Source organism: Paenibacillus sp. FSL R5-0810 (genome assembly GCF_038002285.1).
Classification (GTDB): Bacteria; Bacillota; Bacilli; order Paenibacillales; family Paenibacillaceae; genus Paenibacillus_AQ; species Paenibacillus_AQ lactis.
Map to the genome: position 1 here is coordinate 6,409,139 of NZ_JBBOCF010000001.1, position 20,197 is coordinate 6,429,335.

Consider the following 20,197-nt stretch of genomic DNA (forward strand, 5'->3'; position numbering starts at 1 on the left):
TTAAAACGATGGAAATTTTTAAGAACCGCAACTTCCTGCTCCTCTTTATCGGCCGCATCTTGACGAATATCGGCGACAGCTTATACGCTGTTGCCGCCATGTGGCTCGTTTACGATTTGGGAGGCTCGACGCTCTACACGGGTCTGGCCGGGTTTCTATCCATTCTGCCCCGGGTCATCCAGATTTTCTCAGGACCGCTCATCGACCGCTTTCCACTGCGCGGAATCCTGGTTTACACGCAGCTCATCCAGGCCGGATTGCTGCTCATCGTGCCTGCTGCCTATTATTTCGATTTTCTGACGGTGGGGCTGGTGCTGACCATTACGCCAATCATGTCGACGCTCAATATGTGGGTGTATCCGGCTCAAATGTCGGCACTGCCAAGAATCATTGACAAGAAGCAGCTGACGCAGGGCAATTCATTGTTTACTCTGGCTTACCAAGGCATTGACGTTGCGTGCAACGCCGTTTCGGGCGGGCTCATCATTCTGCTAGGCGCCGTATCGCTGTACGTGTGGAATTCGGTCGGTTTTTTCATCGGGGCGCTTCTGTTTGCCCAGCTTCGCATCAAGGCATCAAGTTTAACTTCATCTAACAACGCACAAACGAATGGAGATAAAGAAAATCCTAAGGACGGTTCATCGCCAATCAAACGGAAAAACGCCTTCCGTTTATACATCGAGGATATGAAAGCAGGAATGCGATTCTTCATAGGGACACCGCTGGCGCGGATTCTGTTCGGCGTCATTGCCATCAACGCCGTCGGAGGCGCAACCTTTACGGTCATGCCGGCCTTTGCCGACAGTCTCGGCGGCCCCGGCGTCTACGGCATTCTTCTTATGGCGCAAGCATGCGGAAGCCTGCTGGGGGCGCTGGCGGCTCCGTATTTGAAGCTGGAGAAATACCGCCTCGGGATGATTTACGCGATGGCTTTCTGTGTGGCGGGAGCCCTTTGGTGCTTGAGCGTACTGACGCCTTGGACTTGGATGGTGGTTCTGATTTACGGCCTGGCCTGGTTTCCTGGCGGCATTACGAACGTCATCATCAATACGGTCATCCAGAAGTCGATTCCTGAGAAAAATATGGGGACGGTCTTTGCGGCTGCCAACGGATTAAGCGGGATTGCAATGCCGCTCGGCAGCCTGATCGGCGGAAGCTTAGGCATGATTCTTGCCAGCTCCTCGATCATTGCCGGCTCCGGTCTGGTCGTGCTGCTTGTCGGTCTGTACTGGATCTTCGATCCGGTAACGCGGGGTCTGCCGGCTCCGAATGATATGGATGAGAGCAGCTTCGCGCCGGCAGCAAAGAAATCCCCGGCCGGTATTGTATCAACGGAAGCATGATGAAACTGTATTTCCGGTCTTCCAGACCGATTCTCGGAGGAGGCAATGTGTCGGGCTCATGCATATTGCCTCTTTTACGCATATACCGGAGCATCCGCAATTTACGGATTGGATTCACGAAAAAGCAAAAAGCGCGCATTCATGCTTGTCAGGCTAGTCTGCATAATGTGAACAAGTCCCTCATAGACATGTATCAATCAAGTCAAAACATGTATTGAAGGGGATGATGACATGCGCCGGATTTCATGGGTGCTGCTCGCTGTCGTATTATGCATGGCAACGATACTGGCGGGATGCGGGAAGAAAAATGCGGACAGCGTTGTGAAGGATCTGAACAAGGTGGCAGATAAGCTGGAAAGTGCAAAGGGCGCTTACCAGGGAGCGGGCGTCATGACCATACATACCGGTACGACGCCGCAGGAGTATCAAGTTGAGGTATGGTACCAGTCTCCATCTTATTATCGGATCAGCTTGGCCAACGGGGAGAAGGACATTAAGCAAATCGTGCTCCGCAACGATGACGGCGTATTTATTCTGACGCCAAGCTTGAACAAAAGCTTCCGCTTCAAGAGCGATTGGCCGGATAACCAAGGGCAGGTATATCTGTATCAGACGCTGCTCAGCAGCATCCTGAACGATAACACCCGCCAGTTTGCCGAGGATAAGGACAGCTATGTATTTGACGTCGCGGCGAATTATCACAGTCATTCGCTGATCCGGCAGAAGATCTGGCTTGCGAAGGACAATTATTCGCCGAAGCAGGTTCAAGTTTCCGATTCGGAAGCGAACGTAGTCGTTGAAGTGAAATTCAATAACTTCACGTTCGATACGAACTTGACGAAGGAATCCTTTGACACGAGCCGGAACCTCTCCGCGATGGGCGAAACCCAAGGCATGCTGGCCGAAGTGGATGAGAACGGGCTCCCGATCGCTTCCGGTACCGAGAACGGCAATGCGAATGCACCTGAAGGATTGACGGAGACGGCCACGGGCAAAGACATGGGGTCCTTCGGCATCGTCTATCCGGAATATGTGCCTGCCGGTGTAACGGAAAAGGATACGATGGAAGTGCCGAATAGCGAAGACCATGCGGTGATTCTGAAATATGACGGGGTATACCAGTACACGATTATGGAATCCAGACCGAAGGACCGTGTCGTATCGCTTGTGCCGGGCGAAGCGGTGTACATTGACTTTACGACGGTTGGACTGCTGACCGGCGACCAGCAGCGAACGCTGACTTGGAGCACGGATGGGGTCGAATATAGACTGACGAGCGCCAATCTCCCCGTCGAGGAGATGAAGAAAATCGCTGCTTCCATGCAGGGACAATCGGGTAAATAATACGATGAAGGCGGATACCAAGCTTGGCGGAAGGAACATTCCGACAATGAGGCCATTCGCCTCTTTTTCCAAATAAAGGACCTTTGAGGCAGGCTGCGATATGTTTTGCTGCTGATTTACCAAGGGATCTCCATGCTATGCGTTTCATGGTACCAGCCATGGACGAAAAATGGGCAGGAGGTGTCAATTGACAGTTGCCTTCGGGAACATTACCATTAATCTATTATTAGCCTACAGCTTTTTCAAAATGGTAAGAAGGTGACTGGAATTGCAAGCGATATATCGACCTACCCTGGCGGACATCAACTTGGATCATCTGCGTGCCAACTACAACGCCTTTCGTGAAGCGCTGCCTACAGACATGCTGCTGCTTGCATGCGTGAAGGCGAATGCGTACGGACACGGGGCCGTGGAGGTGGCGCGCGAGCTTCAGCAGCTGGGTGCGGACTACTTGAGCGTTGCGTTTCTCGATGAGGCGCTCGAGCTGCGTCAAGCCGGGATCACGCTGCCGATCCTCGTGCTCGGCTATACACCGCCGGAAGGCGTGGAGGTTGCGCGCCGGCATGACGTAACGATCACCCTGTTCAGCACGGAAGTGCTCCAAGCGATCCAAGCGCTGCCTGCGGAGCCGGATAAGCCGCTGAAGGTACACATCAAGATCGACAGCGGGATGGGTCGTCTGGGCCTGCTTCCCGGCGAGCATGCCCTTGCGTTTATCGAAGAGGCGTTCTCGCTGCCGCAGGTCATTGTCGAAGGAATGTTTACCCATTTTGCAAGAGCAGATGAAAACAACAAAGACTATACATTGGAACAGTACCGCCGTTTCAAGGGCGTAGCGGACGCGCTGCGGGATAGAGGCAGACATATCCCGATCATACATACGGGTAATAGCGCCGCCGCCATCGATACACCCGAGCTGTCCTACAATATGGTGCGTGTCGGCATCAGCTTGTATGGACTGTATCCCTCGGAGGAAGTGAATCGAAGAGCGGTGAGCCTTCACCCTGTCATGACGTTAAAGACCAGGCTGGTCTTTGTCAAAAATCTCCCTCCGCATTCCGGAATCAGCTATGGCTCGAAATATGTCACCGAGCAAACGGAGACGATCGGTACGCTTCCGATCGGCTACGCAGACGGCTTTTCCCGGATGCTGAGCGGCAAGGCAGAGGTGCTGATACGCGGCCGCCGCGTCCCTGTTGTCGGAAATATCTGTATGGACCAATGCATGGTATCGCTCAAACCATTTGCCGAAGAGTCGGCACAAATTCAAGCTGGTGAAGAGGTTGTACTCATCGGCCAGCAGTCTGGCGAGCGCATTACGGCAGATGAGCTGGCTGCCAAGCTGGGAACGATCCACTATGAAGTCGTCTGCATGATTGCCCATCGGGTGCCGCGCCGGTATATACGGGATGATATACCCGTAAAGACGCTGAACCCGCTTTGGACCACCCCTTGAATAAAAGACGCCGCATGTGTATTTTAAATCAAGGAAGACAGCAGGAGGAATCTGGACGGTCTTTGGCGAATGATGAATATGTCGCGAAAGTCTGTACGAATGTGTCGATTGTAGTTTATAATGATATGCAGCATACATGATATACCTTCGGCATATATATTCTTTTGTATAAATTTCCTTGAATAATGTAATACTGGTGCACAGGGCGAGAAGGTTGTGGGGGTGTAATAGAAGGTGGCCAATATGCAGAACACCAAACGAATCATGATCAGTTTACCGGATCATCTTTTGCAGGAAGTGGACGGGATCGCGCAGCTGGAGAATTCCAACCGCAGTGAGCTTATTAGGCAAGCCATGAAGTTGTACCTGAATGAACGGAAGAAGCGATATATTCGCGAATCCATGCAACGGGGTTATATGGAAATGGCCAAGATTAACCTAACCATGGCTTCCGAGGCGTTTCACGCGGAGGAAGATGCAGACAACACTCTAGACCGCTTAGTAAGCGGGGTGTAGACAGTGATCGTTAAACGGGGCGACGTATTTTTTGCGGATTTATCACCCGTTGTCGGTTCGGAGCAGGGAGGCGTAAGGCCGGTCCTTGTCATTCAGAACGATATCGGCAACCGGTTTAGTCCGACGGTAATTGTTGCAGCCATTACGGCACAAATTCAAAAAGCCAAGCTGCCGACCCATGTCGAAATCGACGCGGCGTCGCATGGATTTGACCGGGATTCCGTTATCTTGCTAGAGCAGATTCGTACGATTGACAAGCAGCGGCTAACCGATAAAATCACCCATCTTGACGACGAAATGATGAGCAAGGTGGATGATTCCTTGCAGATCAGTCTGGGCTTGATCGATTTCTAGCGAACCGAACAAGTATATATGCGTTTAGATCATATAGGTATGTGCAAAAAACCTCAAGGAGAGTGTCCTTGAGGTTTTTTGCGGCGCGTTGAGTAACCGGGTACAGCATATGTATCGTTCATGACGTGTCGTTGTTGAGGGCCCCCGGCGACAGAGACAAGCCAGGAGCAGGAGCGCGATGCCGGCGGCAGGTCAGACCCCTTAGCAGGAGCAAAAGACATGCAGCTCATGGCTTTTGGCTGGGTGAGGCTTAGAGGTTACAGCTCATGGCTTTTGGCTGGGTGAGGCTTAGAGGTTATAGCTCATGGCTTTTGGCAGGGCAAGGCTTAAAGATTATGCCCCGGGCGCCGGTATGAGAAAATAGGCGGTGGTAACAGCGGCTGCAATAAACAACAGGCATATTAAGGACCATGTCCATGCTTCGTTGATCTTCATCGTGATGTCCTCCTACATGTGGTTGAAGTTGGTGAGTCCGGTATATGGCGGGGGAGTCCTGCCGCCCTCTGGATTATTTCAAGCATGACCCGGACGACGCTTCATGAGCACGGGGTATACCCTTAGCCTTGGCAGCGATCGAAGATCTGTCCGCTAAAGCTGCCTCAAATGCTAATTGATCGTTAAGGTATTTATAGAATATAAAGCGAATCTTAAAAACAGATGAAAAAGACATGAAACGAAGCTTAAAGCTGCCTGCTTTACGGACGTAAGGTGGAAATGCCAGCGGAGATTTGGGATAATAGCTGTACAAGTTACGTTGAAGATAGAAAGAGGGATATCATTGTCTGATTTGGAAGCCGTAATGGAAGCGAATGAGGAACAAATTCGAAAAGAAGAGCTGAAACGGATCATTAAGCAGATCTCCAGGGAGCTGCAATTGTCCGAGAAACAGGTGCGTACGACCGTAGAGCTTCTGGATGAAGGCAATACGATACCGTTTATTGCGCGATACCGTAAGGAAATGACAGGCGAGCTGGATGAGAACCAATTGCGCAGCATCGAGGAACGGACAGGCTATTTGCGCAATCTCGAGGTCCGAAAGCGGGAAGTTATTCGCATTATTGAGGAGCAGGGCAAGCTGACCGAAGAGCTGAAGGCATCGATTACAGCCGCCGTCAAGCTTCAGGAAGTAGAAGATCTGTATCGCCCTTATAAGCAAAAGCGCAAGACCCGGGCCAGCGTGGCGAAGGAGAAAGGCCTTGAGCCGTTATCGGAATGGATCTGGTCCCAGCCGAAGCAGGGCGATGCCCTGGCCGAGGCTGCAAAATATGTCAACGAGGAAAAAGGAGTGGCTTCTCCGGAGGAGGCGCTTCAAGGCGCCATGGATATTTTGGCCGAAAACATTGCGGACGATGCCAAGATTCGCGCCTGGGTACGGCGCTTCAGCTTGGACCACGGCATTCTGACCTCGGAAGCCAAGGATGCGGAAGCGGAATCGGTGTACGAGAATTATTACAGCTACCGGGAATTGGCGAAGAAAATGCCGCCGCATCGGATTCTGGCCATTAATCGGGGAGAGCGTGAGAATATACTGAAGGTCGGGCTCGAGGTTCCATATGAGTCCATTCATGCTTATATCGGCAAGCAGGTGCTGAAGGGCACATCTGTTGTCACCGATATCTTAACGGCCGTCATTGAGGATTCCTACAAGCGCCTGATCGCGCCGTCGATCGAGCGCGAGGTGCGCGGGGAGCTCACCGAGAAGGGGGAGAACCAGGCTATCTCGATCTTCGCCGGCAACCTGCGCAGCCTGCTGCTGCAACCGCCGGTGAAGGGGCGCTGCGTGCTGGGTGTGGATCCGGCCTACCGGACGGGCTGCAAGCTGGCCGTCGTTGACGAGACCGGTAAGCTGCTGGAGGTGGCGGTTACGTATCCGACGCCGCCGAACAACAAGAAGCGGGAGGCTGCCGCGAAATTCAAGGAGCTGATTGCCAAGTATGGCATTAAGCTCATCGTCATCGGCAACGGCACAGCTTCACGCGAGACGGAGCAGTTCGTCGCCGAAGACGTGATCGCAGACATCGGAGATCCTGAGCTTGCTTACCTGATCGTGAACGAGGCCGGAGCCAGCGTCTATTCCGCCTCCAAGCTGGCGCAGGAGGAATTCCCGGATCTGGATGTGGCGGAACGCAGCGCGGCTTCGATTGCAAGACGGGTTCAGGACCCGCTGGCCGAGCTGGTGAAGATCGATCCGAAATCGATCGGCGTCGGGCAGTATCAGCATGACGTGACGCAGAAGCATCTGGAGGAAAGCTTGAAGGCGGTCGTCGAGTCGGCGGTTAACCATGTCGGCGTGGACGTGAATACGGCCTCCCCTTCGCTGCTCTCTTATGTATCGGGCATCAATGCCACGATTGCGAAGAATATCGTGAAATACCGCGAGGAGAACGGGAAATTCGTGAGCCGCAAGCAGCTGCAGAAGGTGCCTCGCCTTGGAGCCAAGACGTTCGAGCAATGCGTGGGCTTCATGCGAATTTCTGACGGCGAGAACATTCTGGACCGGACGCCGATCCATCCGGAATCGTATCCGGTGGTGGACCGGCTGTTCCAGGAGCTCCAGGTAGGGCTGGACAAGCTCGGCAGCAAGGAGCTGGCCGAGCTGCTGGATGCCCAGCAGCCCGAACAGCTCGCGGTGAAGCTGGATGTCGGGGTGCCGACCCTTCGTGATATCCTGGACAGCTTGCAGCGTCCGGGACGGGATCCGCGGGAGGAGCTGCCGCAGCCGATCTTCCGGCACGATGTTCTGAAGATCGAGGACCTGGTGCCGGGAATGGAGCTTCAAGGCACGGTTCGCAACGTGATCGATTTCGGCGCTTTTGTCGATATCGGCATCAAGAGCGACGGCCTCGTTCATATTTCCCAGCTTAGCGATGGATATGTCAAGCATCCGATGGATGTCGTTTCGGTCGGTGACAACGTGACGGTCTGGGTGCTGAATGTGGATTTGAAGAAAGGCCGCGTCGGACTGACGATGCGAAAGCCGAAGGATCAGTAATTAATACGGCGGAAATGGAACTGACGTCGAGGCAAGAGGCGTATCTCCTGTTATGGGGATACGCCTCTTTTTTTGGGGTGCGTAGATTCAAGGCAAGGCCTAATCGAAATCGGGCGAAATCGTAATGTGTTGTTCTCCGGCGGTCAGCCTTCCGGTTTATTAGTCCAAATAGGAAGCCTTTGGGGAAATGCGGACAACTAGTATAATCCAGCGAATTCTAGGCCAAAGAGCATTGGCTTGTGCCTACGCAGCATAAGTATTAATCGGCAAGGATGGCCTCGGTGCATCGGATAAGCTTGTCTTCGAGTCATTCCGGGTGGCCTCGGTACTCTGGATAAGCTTGTCTTCAAGTCGCTCTGGTGACCTCGGTATTCCAGATAAGCTTTGTGCTTCGAGCTGTTCTGGGCGGCCTTGGTATTCCGGATAAGCTTGTGCTTCGTGCCGTTCTGGGTGCCCTCGGCGTCCCGGTTAAGCTTATGCTTCGAGTTACTTCGGCTCGTCCTGCTTGTCGCTCGAGTCGTTCTGTTTCTTTTTTGCGCGGAAACGCCGAACCTTCATCAGATTGCCGCACGCCTTCTCGTCACAATAGCGCTTGGAGCGGTTGCGGGTATCGTCGTAATAGACCCACAGGCAGTCCGGGTTGGTGCAGATCCGAATCCGGGAGGCTTCGCCTTCCGCCAGCGTAACGGCGAAGGAGCCTGCAATTTCGGCGATGGCGCCTTGCCATCCGGATTCGAGCGGCCTGTAGCCGATCGCCATCGGCCCATCCATGCCGGCATGAAGCCGCCGGACGAGCGGACCGCCTTCCATCCAGCGGTTTAGCTCCTTGACCTGGCTCTCGTGCAGGGCTTCTCCAGTAGCGATGGACCGTACAACACCCAGAAGAAAGGAGCGGAACGATCGAAGCTTATCCATCTCTTGAGCGGTCGGCAACGCGGACACGCGGAGGCGGTGATTGCGGATCAGCTCCTCTACCCAATCCTTACGTTCCAGCCGATCCTCAGAGCGGCCGCTGCCCCGCCAGTCGCGCCACTCGCTATTCAAAAAATCATCCCATAGCATGGTGATACATCCTTTCTTGGCTGCTTCCTATTGTAACAATCAAACATGAGATTTGCCAGTTACTTGAAAATAGAGTGAAGGTATGATAAGTTGGTTGTAACGGTCTAAACATCATTTGATAGTTACATGCTTTGATCGCTAATATCATGGGGAGGGCGATGAGGATGAGTTTACGGGACGTGCTGCTTCAGAATTGGGATTATGTGATGGATCAGGAGGATTGGTACCCGCCTGCGCTCGATGCATTAAAGGATGTGACAGCGGAGCAAGCGTTGTGGAAGCCTGAAGGGAGCCCGGTCAACTCCATTTGGGAGAACGTGCTGCATCTGCTGTATTACAAACAGCGGCTGCTTGCCCGGCTTGAAGGGACAACGCTGCGCCATGAGGCGGCGGATAATGATGAGACCTTCATCGTTCAAGAGCGGAGCGAGGAAGCATGGCAGTTTGCTCAAGAGCAGCTGAAGGACGTTCATGCAGCGTTAAGGCAGAAGATCGAGCAGCTGCCGGAGGAGGAGCTTGAGGAATCGCCGCAGCGGTTTGTTAGCTTAATTACCCATGACGCCTACCATATCGGACAGTTGATTATGCTGCGGAAGATGCAGGGCTCGTGGCCGGCCAAGCGCCATTTCTCGTAGCCGCTGTTCAAGAAGCGACGAGGACAGCTATTATCCATGCATGCAAAAACAAGCCGGACGAAAGATGTCCGGCTTGTCGTTCATACATACCTTGGCTATTGATCATGAGCGGCGCGTCTTATCTGACATTCGATTTCTCGCCCGGGGAGTTCCGGTAAAAGAACCAGCATTCGTTCAGCAGCTTGATCTGACGTCTGTCCTTTTTGCGGAAGGCGCGCGTCAATTGATTGCAGAGCCATTGCGGCAAGGGTATCTCCTCCTCTTGCTAATTCCATCTGTATGGATAGCATATGGGGAAAAGGCCCAAAGCGTGCAGGTCTACATGGATTTATTGCCCTTCTTCCTCATACCACTGCTCAAGCTGAGCTTGAAGTGCACGGATTTCGGTCAGCAACGCAATGAGCGGATATTCGCTCTCATTCAGGGAAGCAAAGGATTGCTCAAGTTCATTTATGTACTCCAGTCCGTTCCGGATGCTCATGGATTCCTGAAGCAAATCCAGGCTGTCACACTCGGCTATGGCAATCGGCAGCCGCGGCTTGCCGGGAGCGGTCAGTTTGTCGATCTCTTTATTCAGGCGCAGGTTCAGCGCGCTGAGCTGATACGCATAGTCGCTGGGCATTTCCACAAATTCCAGCTCATGCTGCCGCTGTAGGATTACGTAACGCATCGTTGGCATGTTCGCAGGTTCTCCCTCCATGACTTTCTACTTGACAGTGTAGCCCAGAGGGAAGTTAAAATTCAAGTAGCATTTACAAGCCTAGGAAAGGAACAGGCAGGAACCATGAAGGAAATGAGCAACGAGGAACTGCAGGCCTGGGTTGAAAGCGTCTCGTTGAAGAGCTTCGGGGTACCCTTTAGGCATAAAGCAACGTTTAACCGCCGTTTATCCTCCACCGGAGGCCGGTATTTTCTGAAAAGCCATCACATCGAAATCAACCCTCACCAGCTGGCCGCGAATGGACCGGAAGAGGTGGAGAAGATCATTAAGCACGAGCTGTGCCATTACCATCTTCACCTGGCGGGGAGGGGCTACCGTCACCGGGATCCCGACTTTAAACAGCTGCTGCAGGCGGTGGGAGGCAGCCGGTTTTGCAAGTCGCTGCCGGCGGCAAAGCCGGCGGGCAGGAAGCCGGAGCCTTATCGATACAAGCTGCGATGCGGGGCATGCGGAACCGAATATTTGCGTAAGCGCAAAATGAACCCGGCGCGTTACCGGTGCGGTCGCTGCAGCGGACGTTTGACGCTTCTACAGCTTGACTCCCCCAAGAAGTCATGATAAATTATTACTAGCTAATCGACTTGACGTTCCCCGATAGCTCAGTTGGTAGAGCACTCGACTGTTAATCGAGTTGTCACAGGTTCGAGTCCTGTTCGGGGAGCCATTTCATGGAGAGATACCCAAGTGGCTATAAGGGGACCCTCTGCTAAGGGGTTAGACTGCGTAAGCGGTGCGAGGGTTCGAATCCCTCTCTCTCCGTTCAGATACACACCATGGGAAGCTCCCGTCACATCAGTGACCGGGGGCTTTCTTGCGTAGGGATGATATGGACCGGAAGCTTTATTGTATGGATAGCGAACAACCAACTAATTGGGCAGGTCATTCCGCAGTATCAGGGAAATAGACATCTGGAGGGAGAAGAGATGAAACAGATAATTGCCATGGGCGGCGGGGGGTTCTCCATGGAGCCGGACAACCTGCTGCTTGACCGGTATGTACTGGCGCAAGCTTCGAAAGAGTCACCGAAGGTATGCTTTATTCCGACGGCGAGCGGAGATGCGGACAACTATGTGGAGCGGTTCTATACTGCATTTCGTTCGCTGCCCTGCACGCCGTGCCACTTATCCTTTTTCCAGCCCAATTTCACAGATCTGAGAACCTATGTGCTTGAGCAGGACATCCTTTATGTTGGAGGCGGCAATACCCGAAACATGCTGGTGCTGTGGAAAGAGTGGGGCCTTGATCGAATCCTGCAGGAAGCCTATGAGCGTGGAGCCGTTTTAACCGGACTCAGCGCAGGGTCGATCTGCTGGTTTGAAGAAGGCGTTACCGATCCGCTAAACGGCCCGCTGTATAAACTGAACGGCCTTGGTTTGCTCGCGGGGAGCCATTGCCCGCATTATGACGGAGAGAGCAAGCGGAGGCCCGCTTACCATGAACTGATCCTTCAAGGAGAGGTTCGGCCTGGTTATGCCGCAGACGATGGAGCCGCATTGCATTTCATCGACGGGCGCCTGCACGGTGTCGTCAGCTCGAGGCCCGACGCGAAAGCATACCGCGTAGAGCGATCCGGGGATACGGTGAAAGAGCATGAACTCCAGGTGAAATGGCTGGGTTAATGGCCTTTTATGGTGTCTGCAAAAAAAATATAAAAAAATGAAAAAAAGGGCTTGTCATCTTTTTTGAATTTATGCTATACTCAATCTTGTCGTCACGGCGACGTGCTTAAAGTGGCCCGTTGGTCAAGGGGTTAAGACACCTCCCTTTCACGGAGGTAACAGGGGTTCGAATCCCCTACGGGTCACCACTTTCATCATCGCATCACGGATCATAATCCGGATGGTTGGGAAGTCTTTATGGCAGCTGCATGATTGTCATCGAGAGCCATTAGCTCAGTTGGTAGAGCACCTGACTTTTAATCAGGGTGTCGAAGGTTCGAGTCCTTCATGGCTCACCAGTTTTTTCGATAAAGTGATCGATTCGCTTCATCTTTATATTATGCGGTAGTGGTGGAATGGCAGACACGCTATCTTGAGGGGGTAGTGGGTGTATACCCGTGGAGGTTCGAGTCCTCTCTACCGCATACATGAATGGAAATGAGAAACCCTGTACGGTACAGTGCAGGGTTTCTTTCGTATTTATGAACTTTATGCGGAGGATGCACCCGACTTTTTATTACACATATACGCAAGAGATAATGTTTCATATTTGCAGAAGAGGTTAATATCATACCGTAGACGAGTACAACTTCTAAAAACCTATAAGGAGTGATTCAGAATGGCTAACAACAATAATGGTAAGATGAGCCGTGAAGAAGCAGGACGTTTAGGTGGGGAAGCTACAGCAAATAATCATGACAAAGAGTTCTATCAAGAGATTGGACGCAAAGGCGGCGAAGCCACTGCGGAGTCTCATGATAAGGAGTTTTATCAGGAGATCGGGAAGAAGGGCGGCGAAGCCACTGCCGAATCCCATGACAAGGAGTTCTACCAAGAAATTGGCCAGAAGGGCGGCGAAGCCACCGCGGAGTCTCATGGACGAGAGTTCTATGAGGAGATCGGACGCAAAGGCGGCGAAGCAACCTCCGATTCCCATGACCGTGAGTTCTACCAGGAGATCGGGCAGAAGGGTGGACAAGCCCGAAATGACAGCGACGGCAATGACGGCAAGATGAGCCGTGAGGAAGCAGGGCGGAAAGGCGGCGAGGCAAGAGCACGCCAGCGCCGCGGTGATTAACATTATCGCCGAATCGTTCGGAAAAGGCAGGCTTAGCAGCCATTAGGTTTGGTGCTAGCGCCCATTCCAAAGCCCCGCCAAATGCTCCATGCATGCGGGACCGCGTAGATAAGCCTGCAAATCGACGTTTAACAACCGAGGCAGCTGCGAATCCATACTGGATACGCAGCTGCTTTATTTGTGTCTATAGGATGGGGCAGCACGTTTCCAGCGTTTCCAGCTCCCCCTCATGCATTAAGCCTTAAAGGCGGTGATTAAGATAAGGCGGCATAGTTTGAAATCGGCATACATATTTTGAGCGAAATTCGCTGGACAAGGATCCTTATGTGAATATATGATAATGATAACCATTCTCATTTATGATAGGGGTTTTTTACATATGGATGTGGCCGGGAATAGCCAGGTACTGAACGGAATTAAGGAATTTGGGGGCCTGACGGCCTGGTTGTGGAATATTGAAATATTCCGGGAGCAGGATTTGCCGCTCGATTACCAGCTTACGATGCAATCGGCACTTATTCTGCAGATGGGAGGGGAATCGTTCCTCCATACGGGGGAGCAGAGCCTGCATATGCGCAAAGGCAGCGTTAAGATCTGCCGGGCAGGTTCTACCTTCTGTCTGACCAAGGCCGGTCGTGAAGAGAGGAAGAAGCAGGCGCATGCCGTCATCGCCATTCTTTATTTTGCTTTCTATGAAGGGCTGCCGGGGAGCGGGCACCTTCGTGAGGCGGATGACTCCGTATTGATTCCTTGCGGAGAGTTTTGCGAAGCCGGCCTGCCGGAATCGCTGTACAGCTCCTGCAGCTCGCTCTATGAATATTTTCACAGCGGAGACAGGATGAAGAAGTGGCGGGCACAGCTTGACTTTCAGGAGCTGCTGTACACGATGATTACGGAATCTGTTTCAGGTCAATCCGAGGGTAAGCGGCAGGCGCTGGAGCGGGCCAAAGACTATATGCATGAGCATTATGACGAAGAGCTGACGCTGGATCAATTGGCAGATCTGGCGGGCTTTAGCCCGAAATATTTTGCCGAAGTGTTCAAGAACACCTACGGCCACACCCCGATGGATTATCTATCGGGCATCCGCATGAATAAGGCGAAGCTACTGCTATTGCGGTCCGAGCCTTTGCTTCGGGAGGTTGCGCATCAGGTGGGATATAAGGATGAGTTTTATTTTAGCCGCAAGTTCAAGAAAAGCTTCGGCCTCTCTCCATCCGAATACAGAAAAAAACGAAAAAACAAAATCGCCTTGTACGGCTCGACCTCGCTCCTCGGATATGCGATGCCGCTCCAATTCGTCCCTTATGCCGCGCCGGTCCACCCCAAGTGGTCCCCTTACTATTATCATGCCCTTGGCTCTGAAATCCCCGTGCATCTTGACGCTTACAGACAGAACCACAACAAATCCGCGAATCTGGAAAGGCTGGCCACAGCAAGCCCGGAGCTGATTATATGCGCACAAGAGGTCGAGCTTTGGGAACGGGAGCTGCTGGAGAAGATTGCGCCTATATACGTGATGCCGGGGGACCGGGAGGGATGGCGCGTTCAACTGCTTGCTTTAGCGGACAAGCTGGGCAGGAGGCCGGAAGCGGACAGCTGGATCGAATCGTATCAGGAGAAGACGGCGAATTGCTGCAGCGCAATTGAGAATCTTCCGAATGAGGAGAAGACGGTCCTGACGCTTCGCATCCATCAGCGCGAGCTTACGGCTTACAGTCATCCCGGTATGAAGGAACTATTGTACGATCGTCTGAAATTGCAGCCGGCGCTTGAATCCCTCCTTGAAGCTGACCGTCATGGTCTTGAGGATTTGAGCGTAACGGCGATTAAGGAATGCGGAGCGGATCATATCCTTCTCCTTGTTCGTCAGGATTCGGAAACACTCGCTTTTTGGAAGCAGGTGCAGGCGTCGCCGGAGTGGCTGATGATTCCTGCCGTAAGGGAGGGTCGTGTGCACCAGCTGCCCTCTTTCCCATGGCGGGAGTATTCTCCTGTCGCGATGGAACGAATGACGGAGGAGGCCTGCAGGCTCTTTACCGAAACTGCCCGTATCCGGAAATGATCCATGGGCAATCCGCATTTCGTCCATGGCGAAATGAATCGCTATCCCTTAACATAATCAATAATGATAATCATTATCAACTATGGAGATTTGAAAGGGGAAGCAGGAGAGAGATGAAGAGAACGAAATGGATCTTGGGGCTGTTGCTTACGGCAGCCCTGGTGCTGTCCGCTTGCGGCGGCGGAACGAATAAATCGGAGGATGCAGGCATCGCGGCAACCGGCGGTTCGGAACCAGCTGGAGCAGCGAATGCGGATGCCGGAACCAAAGAGAAAGAAGAAACGGCACCGGCATCGTCCGAAACGAAGGTTGTCAAATACTTGGATCAGGAGTACACGCTTCCGGCAAATACCGAGCGGATCGTGATTACAGGTGCTGTCGAGGCAATGGAGGATTCCATCGTGCTGGATGTGAATCCGGTTGGAGCCATCTCGTTCTCCGGCGAGTTTCCCCCAATGTTTCAATCGATAACGAAAAACGCGCAGTCGATCGGAGAGAAAACGGAGCCTAACTTTGAGACCATTTTGTCCCTGAAACCGGACGTGATCCTCGGTTCGACGAAATTCAAGCCGGAGGTTGTCGAGCAGTTGAATAAAATCGCGCCGACGATTCCGTATTCCCATGTGTCGACCAACTGGGAAGCGAATCTGAGATTGCTTGGGGAGCTAAGCGGGAAAGAGGAACAGGCCGAGCAGGCCATCAGCCAATATCAAGCGGATCTGGAGGCGGCCAAAGCGAGTTTGGGCGATAGCCTGAAGGACAAGAAGGTCGTCGCGCTCCGAATCCGTGCGGGAGAGATGTACATTTATCCGGCTGGCGTATTTTTCAATCCGGTGTTGTATGAGGAATTGGGGATAGCGGTACCGGCTGAGGTAGCGGCTGTAGAGGCGCAGGAGCTGATCTCGAAAGAGAAGTTCGCCGAGATGAACCCGGATTATGTATTTATCCAGTTCTCTCCTGACGAGAACAAGGATACACCGAATGCGCTGGAGGAGCTGCAGAACGATCCGATCATGAGCAATTTGAACGCCTTCAAGAACGGCAAGGCATTCGTGAACGTCGTGGATCCGCTTGCTCAGGGCGGAACGGCGTACAGCAAGATCGAGTTTCTGAAGGCGGCTGTGGAGCATCTGGCGAAATAAAAATCACGGCACAAACGGATAAGGATTGTTGTTCATGGGATTCAAGAAATCGCTGCCGGCTGTCATCCTGGTGATGGCCCCGGCAGTATGCTTATTGCTGATGGGGGCTTCCATCCTGTATGGGGCCAAAAATATTACGATGAATACCGTCTGGGATGCCATCGTTGCCTTCGATCCGAACAGCGTGGATCATCAGATCATTCGGAGCTCCCGGCTCCCCCGGGTCATCGGGGCCATGCTGATCGGCGCTTTTCTTGCGGTTTCGGGAGCGCTGATGCAGGGCATGACGAGGAACTATCTTGCGTCCCCTTCGATTATGGGGGTGTCGGACGGCTCGGTGTTCGCGGTCACGCTGTTTATGGTGCTGATGCCGAATGCCTCCTCCGGCCTGTATATTGTCAGCTCGCTAGTCGGCTCCGCGATCGGGGCCGCCGTCGTATTCGGCTTGGCTTGGCTTATACCGGGCGGCATGCGTCCGGTTCAGCTCGCCATACTCGGCACCGTAATCGGAACGTTTCTCAGCGGTACGGCGGAGGCGATCGCGGCTTATTTTCAAATCTCACAGACGGTCAGCCTCTGGTACAATGCCCGTCTGCATGCGATGGATCCGGAGCTGATCAAGCTGAGCATCCCTTTCGCTGTGGCCGGCTTGGCGCTTGCCTTAACGCTTTCCAAATCGGTAACGCTCCTTTCGCTCGGAGACGATACGGCTAAAGGTCTCGGCGTGCGGCCATGGATCATTAAAGCCTTGGCGATGCTTGCGGTTGTCATTCTGACCGGCGTGTCGGTTGCGCTTGCGGGGAAAGTGGCTTTTGTCGGGTTGATCATCCCTCATATTGCGAGGTATTTGTCCGGCTCGGATTATCGCTGGATCGTTCCCGTCTCCGGGGTGCTTGGCGGCCTATTCCTGGCTCTGTGCGATATTCTGGCGCGCTTCGTCAATTACCCGTTCGAGACGCCGGTCGGCGTGATCACGTCCATCATCGGCGTTCCCTTCTTCCTGTACTTAATCAAAACGAGGGGAGGGGCGCAGCGTGCGTAATGCTACCGGCCGGTTCGGCCTCGTGTTCGGCGCAGGGATTGTACTGGTGCTGGCCGCTTTTTATTTCAGCTTGACGAGCGGAACGTTTGATATGTCCGTCGCGGAAGTCGTTCGCACGCTGCTGCGCATCGATTCAAGCCACGAATTCGATCTCGTCGTCTTCGAATTCCGGCTGCCGCGAATCGTCCTTGGCGCGCTCGTCGGCTTCGGGCTCGGCACGGCAGGAGGAGTGATTCAAGGCGTTACCCGCAACGGGCTTGCGGATCCGGGCATCCTCGGCATCAATGCCGGAGCAGGCATGGCGGTTGTGCTGTTCATGTTCCTTTTCCAAGGACAGCTGACGATGACAGGCTGGACCGGTGTCATGATGATGCCGATGTTCGGCGTGGCGGGCGGTTTGGCCGCTACCGGAGCCATCTATATGTTTGCAAGGGAAGGTGGAAGGCTCGATCCGCAGCGGCTCATTCTGGTCGGGATTGCAATAGCTTCCGGTTTCGGGGCGGTGACGATGTATTTTGCACTCAAAATGAATCCCAAGGATTACGAGATGGCGGTTGCCTGGCTGGCAGGAAGCCTTCACAGCGCCAACTGGAAGTTCGTGGTGACGATGATTCCCTGGCTGCTAGTTCTGCCGGTCATTATTTGGAGCCGTGCCCACGTGCTTGATCTGTTCCAGCTCAGCGAGGAGAGCGTGAAAAGCGTTGGCGTATCGGTGGAACGCGAGAAAAGGGTTCTTCTGCTCTGCAGCATCGGATTGGTTAGCGCAAGCGTCGCCGTATCGGGCAGCATCGGCTTTGTCGGCCTGATCGCTCCGCACTTGGCCAGACAGCTTGTCGGGCTGAAGCATCGGTATATGCTGCCGGTCAGCGGCCTTGCCGGCATGGCGATCATCATGATCGGGGATCTCATCGGACGAACGATCTTTGCTCCCGCAGAGCTTGCCGCAGGCATCGTCGTCTCGGTGATCGGCGTTCCTTATTTCGTTTATTTATTGTTTCGCATGAGAAAATCTTGATCATCCGGGGAGGAACTATGAACCGATATCAGAAGCTTTCGGCCTTGGACCGAGAACTAACCCTGTATTTGCCCCCCTCTTATCACCATTCGGACCGCTGCTATCCTGTAGCTTATGTTCAGGACGGCGGCGATTCCTTCATGGATTGCTTGAATTATTTAGAGCATCTGTTCAAGGACGGAAGGCTCGGAGAGCTGATCCTGGTCGGGATCGCGACGGAGAAGCGGAACGATGAATATACGCCATGGCCGGCGAAGTCGCTGCTTGAAGGCCGTCCTCCTTTTGGGGGACGGGGAAGAGAGTACGTCGATGAAGTCGCCGATCGCATCAAGCCTTACATTGACGGTCGTTACCGGACGCTGCCGGAGCCGGAGCATACGGGGATCGTCGGCGCCTCGTTCGGCGGGCTGATCTCCATGTTCGCAGGGTATTGGCGGCCGGATACGTTCGGCCGGATCGGCATGCTATCGGCCTCATTATGGTATGAAGGCGTCATGGAGTTCATCCGTGGCCATGAGAAGCTGCCGCCGGGCCTCCGGGTCTATATGTCGGTCGGTCAATACGAAGGGGCCTACAAGCAAGGAATCCAGCAGTTCATGACCCCGAGCAATCTGGAGGCATACCGCATTTGGACGGGGGAAGAAGGAGCGGATTCCAGGGTTAGGCTCCACATGGATCCGGATGGAACCCATGATCCGATCTTTATGTCCAGGAGATTCCCGGATGCGGTGTCGTGGCTGTTTGACGAAGATGGCAGCGGGGCTGCTGTGGAGGCCCGAGCAGCGATGGAGCAGGATGCAAGGACAGAGGGCCAAGCCGTTACGGCGGAAGGAATACGCGGCATCCCGGAGACGGCTGGGCCCGCTTATCGCATATCAGGCACGGTTACATGGAACATGCAGTCGGAGTCGACTGGGCGCGTATACCGAATATCCGTGGCCGAGCCGATGGGACCGCCGCCTGAAGGCGGCTATCCGGTGCTGTATTCGCTTGATGCCAATGCATCCTTCGGGACGCTGGCGGAGGCGGTGAGGCTGCAATCCCGTACACCGCGCGGCATAACGCCTTCCATCATCGTCGGGATCGGCTACGACAGCGACAGTCCGATCGTGACGGATGAGCGGTTTTACGATTATACCGTGCCTGCAGCGGCACACGAGCTCCCCGTCCGTCCGAACGGAATGCCGTGGCCGGAAACCGGCGGCGCCGAAGACTTCCTGGATTTTATCGAGCTTCAGCTGATCCCCCGCATTGCGTCGCGATATCCGGTGAATCCCGAGAAGCAGTCGGTGTTCGGCCATTCTTTGGGCGGTTTCTTTGTGCTCTATGCGCTGTTCACGAGGCCCCACATCTTTCGGCGGTATATTGCAGCGAGCCCATCAGTCTGGTGGAAGCAGCATGTGCTGTATAAGACATGGGAGGTCTCCAAGCCATTCCTTCAGCCGTTCGACTTGCAGCGGGAGCTGAGCATTTTTGTCGGTACCGAAGAAAAGCCCGCCATGGTCCAAGACGCAAGGGATTTGTATGCAAAGCTGCGAGAGCACCGGCATTTGCTGCACGCCGAGCTTCATGAAATCGAAGGGGAGGGCCATGTATCCGTGCTGCCGTCCCTGGTAAGCCCGCTTCTCCGTCTGATCAGTTCATAATAGGAAGCAACGCAGATATAACCAGTTATAACAAAACAAAAGCAGTATGGGACCCGATGGATCCTATACTGCTTTTTTATAATGTGCTCGTATTTGAATCCGCCCGCATAGGCTGCAGGCCGCCAGGG

At 53.7% G+C, this 20,197-nt stretch carries 18 protein-coding genes and 5 tRNA genes; 20 read left to right on the top strand and 3 right to left on the bottom strand.

What is annotated here, in order from left to right; translation table 11 throughout:
* Window positions 1-8: 8 nt before the first annotated feature.
* The 6 genes from MKX76_RS28705 to MKX76_RS28730 all read left to right on the top strand — a co-directional run bounded on the left by MKX76_RS28705 (window position 9) and on the right by MKX76_RS28730 (window position 8,005).
* Complete coding sequence (locus tag MKX76_RS28705) at window positions 9-1,343, top strand: MFS transporter (RefSeq protein WP_007132378.1); 1,335 nt, start codon at window positions 9-11, stop codon at window positions 1,341-1,343.
* Between the two features lie 231 nt (window positions 1,344-1,574).
* Window positions 1,575-2,687 carry an outer membrane lipoprotein-sorting protein gene (locus tag MKX76_RS28710; RefSeq protein WP_007132379.1) on the top strand — a complete coding sequence of 371 codons (1,113 nt, stop codon included), beginning with the start codon at window positions 1,575-1,577 and terminating at the stop codon, window positions 2,685-2,687.
* Between the two features lie 268 nt (window positions 2,688-2,955).
* A complete protein-coding gene (gene alr / locus MKX76_RS28715; protein ID WP_144871092.1) occupies window positions 2,956-4,143 on the top strand; it encodes an alanine racemase in 1,188 nt (395 codons plus the stop codon).
* Between the two features lie 234 nt (window positions 4,144-4,377).
* A complete protein-coding gene (locus MKX76_RS28720) occupies window positions 4,378-4,659 on the top strand; it encodes a CopG family ribbon-helix-helix protein (protein ID WP_028406492.1) in 282 nt (93 codons plus the stop codon).
* Window positions 4,660-4,662: 3 nt separating this feature from the next.
* Window positions 4,663-5,013 (top strand): type II toxin-antitoxin system PemK/MazF family toxin, encoded by a 351-nt coding sequence (locus MKX76_RS28725; protein WP_006212388.1) that lies wholly within the window; start codon window positions 4,663-4,665, stop codon window positions 5,011-5,013.
* 799 nt (window positions 5,014-5,812) lie between these two features.
* Window positions 5,813-8,005 (top strand): Tex family protein, encoded by a 2,193-nt coding sequence (locus tag MKX76_RS28730; RefSeq protein WP_210094586.1) that lies wholly within the window; start codon window positions 5,813-5,815, stop codon window positions 8,003-8,005.
* Window positions 8,006-8,491: 486 nt separating this feature from the next.
* Here the strand turns inward: MKX76_RS28730 and MKX76_RS28735 are convergent, their stop codons facing one another.
* On the bottom strand, window positions 8,492-9,067 hold the full coding sequence (locus MKX76_RS28735; RefSeq protein ID WP_210094481.1) for a CGNR zinc finger domain-containing protein: 576 nt from the start codon (window positions 9,065-9,067) through the stop codon (window positions 8,492-8,494).
* 164 nt (window positions 9,068-9,231) lie between these two features.
* On the opposite strand from MKX76_RS28735, the gene MKX76_RS28740 reads away from it, so the two are divergent.
* On the top strand, window positions 9,232-9,702 hold the full coding sequence (locus tag MKX76_RS28740; RefSeq protein ID WP_210094480.1) for a DinB family protein: 471 nt from the start codon (window positions 9,232-9,234) through the stop codon (window positions 9,700-9,702).
* 118 nt (window positions 9,703-9,820) lie between these two features.
* On the opposite strand, the gene cmpA is transcribed toward MKX76_RS28740, so the two are convergent.
* Both cmpA and MKX76_RS28750 read right to left on the bottom strand, forming a co-directional pair.
* Window positions 9,821-9,949 (bottom strand): cortex morphogenetic protein CmpA, encoded by a 129-nt coding sequence (gene cmpA, locus MKX76_RS28745; protein WP_007132384.1) that lies wholly within the window; start codon window positions 9,947-9,949, stop codon window positions 9,821-9,823.
* 81 nt (window positions 9,950-10,030) lie between these two features.
* A complete protein-coding gene (locus MKX76_RS28750) occupies window positions 10,031-10,381 on the bottom strand; it encodes a hydrolase/acyltransferase (protein WP_077567965.1) in 351 nt (116 codons plus the stop codon).
* Window positions 10,382-10,495: 114 nt separating this feature from the next.
* Here MKX76_RS28750 and MKX76_RS28755 point away from each other — a divergent pair, with 114 nt between their 5' ends.
* The 13 genes from MKX76_RS28755 (at window position 10,496) to MKX76_RS28815 (ending at window position 20,069) form a co-directional block, all read left to right on the top strand.
* Complete coding sequence (locus MKX76_RS28755) at window positions 10,496-10,981, top strand: SprT family protein (RefSeq protein ID WP_007132386.1); 486 nt, start codon at window positions 10,496-10,498, stop codon at window positions 10,979-10,981.
* 30 nt (window positions 10,982-11,011) lie between these two features.
* Window positions 11,012-11,087 (top strand) — tRNA-Asn (locus tag MKX76_RS28760).
* A gap of 6 nt (window positions 11,088-11,093) precedes the next feature.
* Window positions 11,094-11,182: transfer RNA gene (locus tag MKX76_RS28765), tRNA-Ser, on the top strand.
* A 164-nt stretch (window positions 11,183-11,346) separates the two neighbouring features.
* Window positions 11,347-12,042, top strand: a complete 696-nt coding sequence (locus MKX76_RS28770) for a Type 1 glutamine amidotransferase-like domain-containing protein (RefSeq protein WP_210094479.1) — start codon at window positions 11,347-11,349, stop codon at window positions 12,040-12,042.
* Window positions 12,043-12,155: 113 nt separating this feature from the next.
* Window positions 12,156-12,230 (top strand) — tRNA-Glu (locus MKX76_RS28775).
* A gap of 74 nt (window positions 12,231-12,304) precedes the next feature.
* Window positions 12,305-12,380: transfer RNA gene (locus tag MKX76_RS28780), tRNA-Lys, on the top strand.
* 43 nt (window positions 12,381-12,423) lie between these two features.
* Window positions 12,424-12,506, top strand: a tRNA-Leu gene (locus MKX76_RS28785).
* Between the two features lie 194 nt (window positions 12,507-12,700).
* The gene (locus tag MKX76_RS28790) at window positions 12,701-13,159 is read left to right on the top strand and encodes a KGG domain-containing protein (RefSeq protein ID WP_210094478.1); all 459 of its coding nucleotides are present in this window, start codon (window positions 12,701-12,703) and stop codon (window positions 13,157-13,159) included.
* Between the two features lie 379 nt (window positions 13,160-13,538).
* Window positions 13,539-15,224 (top strand): AraC family transcriptional regulator, encoded by a 1,686-nt coding sequence (locus MKX76_RS28795; RefSeq protein WP_213613812.1) that lies wholly within the window; start codon window positions 13,539-13,541, stop codon window positions 15,222-15,224.
* A 113-nt stretch (window positions 15,225-15,337) separates the two neighbouring features.
* On the top strand, window positions 15,338-16,366 hold the full coding sequence (locus MKX76_RS28800; protein ID WP_210094476.1) for an ABC transporter substrate-binding protein: 1,029 nt from the start codon (window positions 15,338-15,340) through the stop codon (window positions 16,364-16,366).
* 34 nt (window positions 16,367-16,400) lie between these two features.
* The gene (locus MKX76_RS28805; RefSeq protein ID WP_210094475.1) at window positions 16,401-17,408 is read left to right on the top strand and encodes a FecCD family ABC transporter permease; all 1,008 of its coding nucleotides are present in this window, start codon (window positions 16,401-16,403) and stop codon (window positions 17,406-17,408) included.
* Window positions 17,401-18,423, top strand: a complete 1,023-nt coding sequence (locus MKX76_RS28810) for a FecCD family ABC transporter permease (RefSeq protein WP_210094474.1) — start codon at window positions 17,401-17,403, stop codon at window positions 18,421-18,423. The genes MKX76_RS28805 and MKX76_RS28810 overlap by 8 nt, the downstream gene beginning before the upstream one ends.
* A gap of 17 nt (window positions 18,424-18,440) precedes the next feature.
* Entirely contained in the window at window positions 18,441-20,069 is a 1,629-nt protein-coding gene (locus MKX76_RS28815) for an alpha/beta hydrolase (RefSeq protein WP_210094473.1), read from the top strand.
* Window positions 20,070-20,197 lie beyond the last annotated feature (128 nt).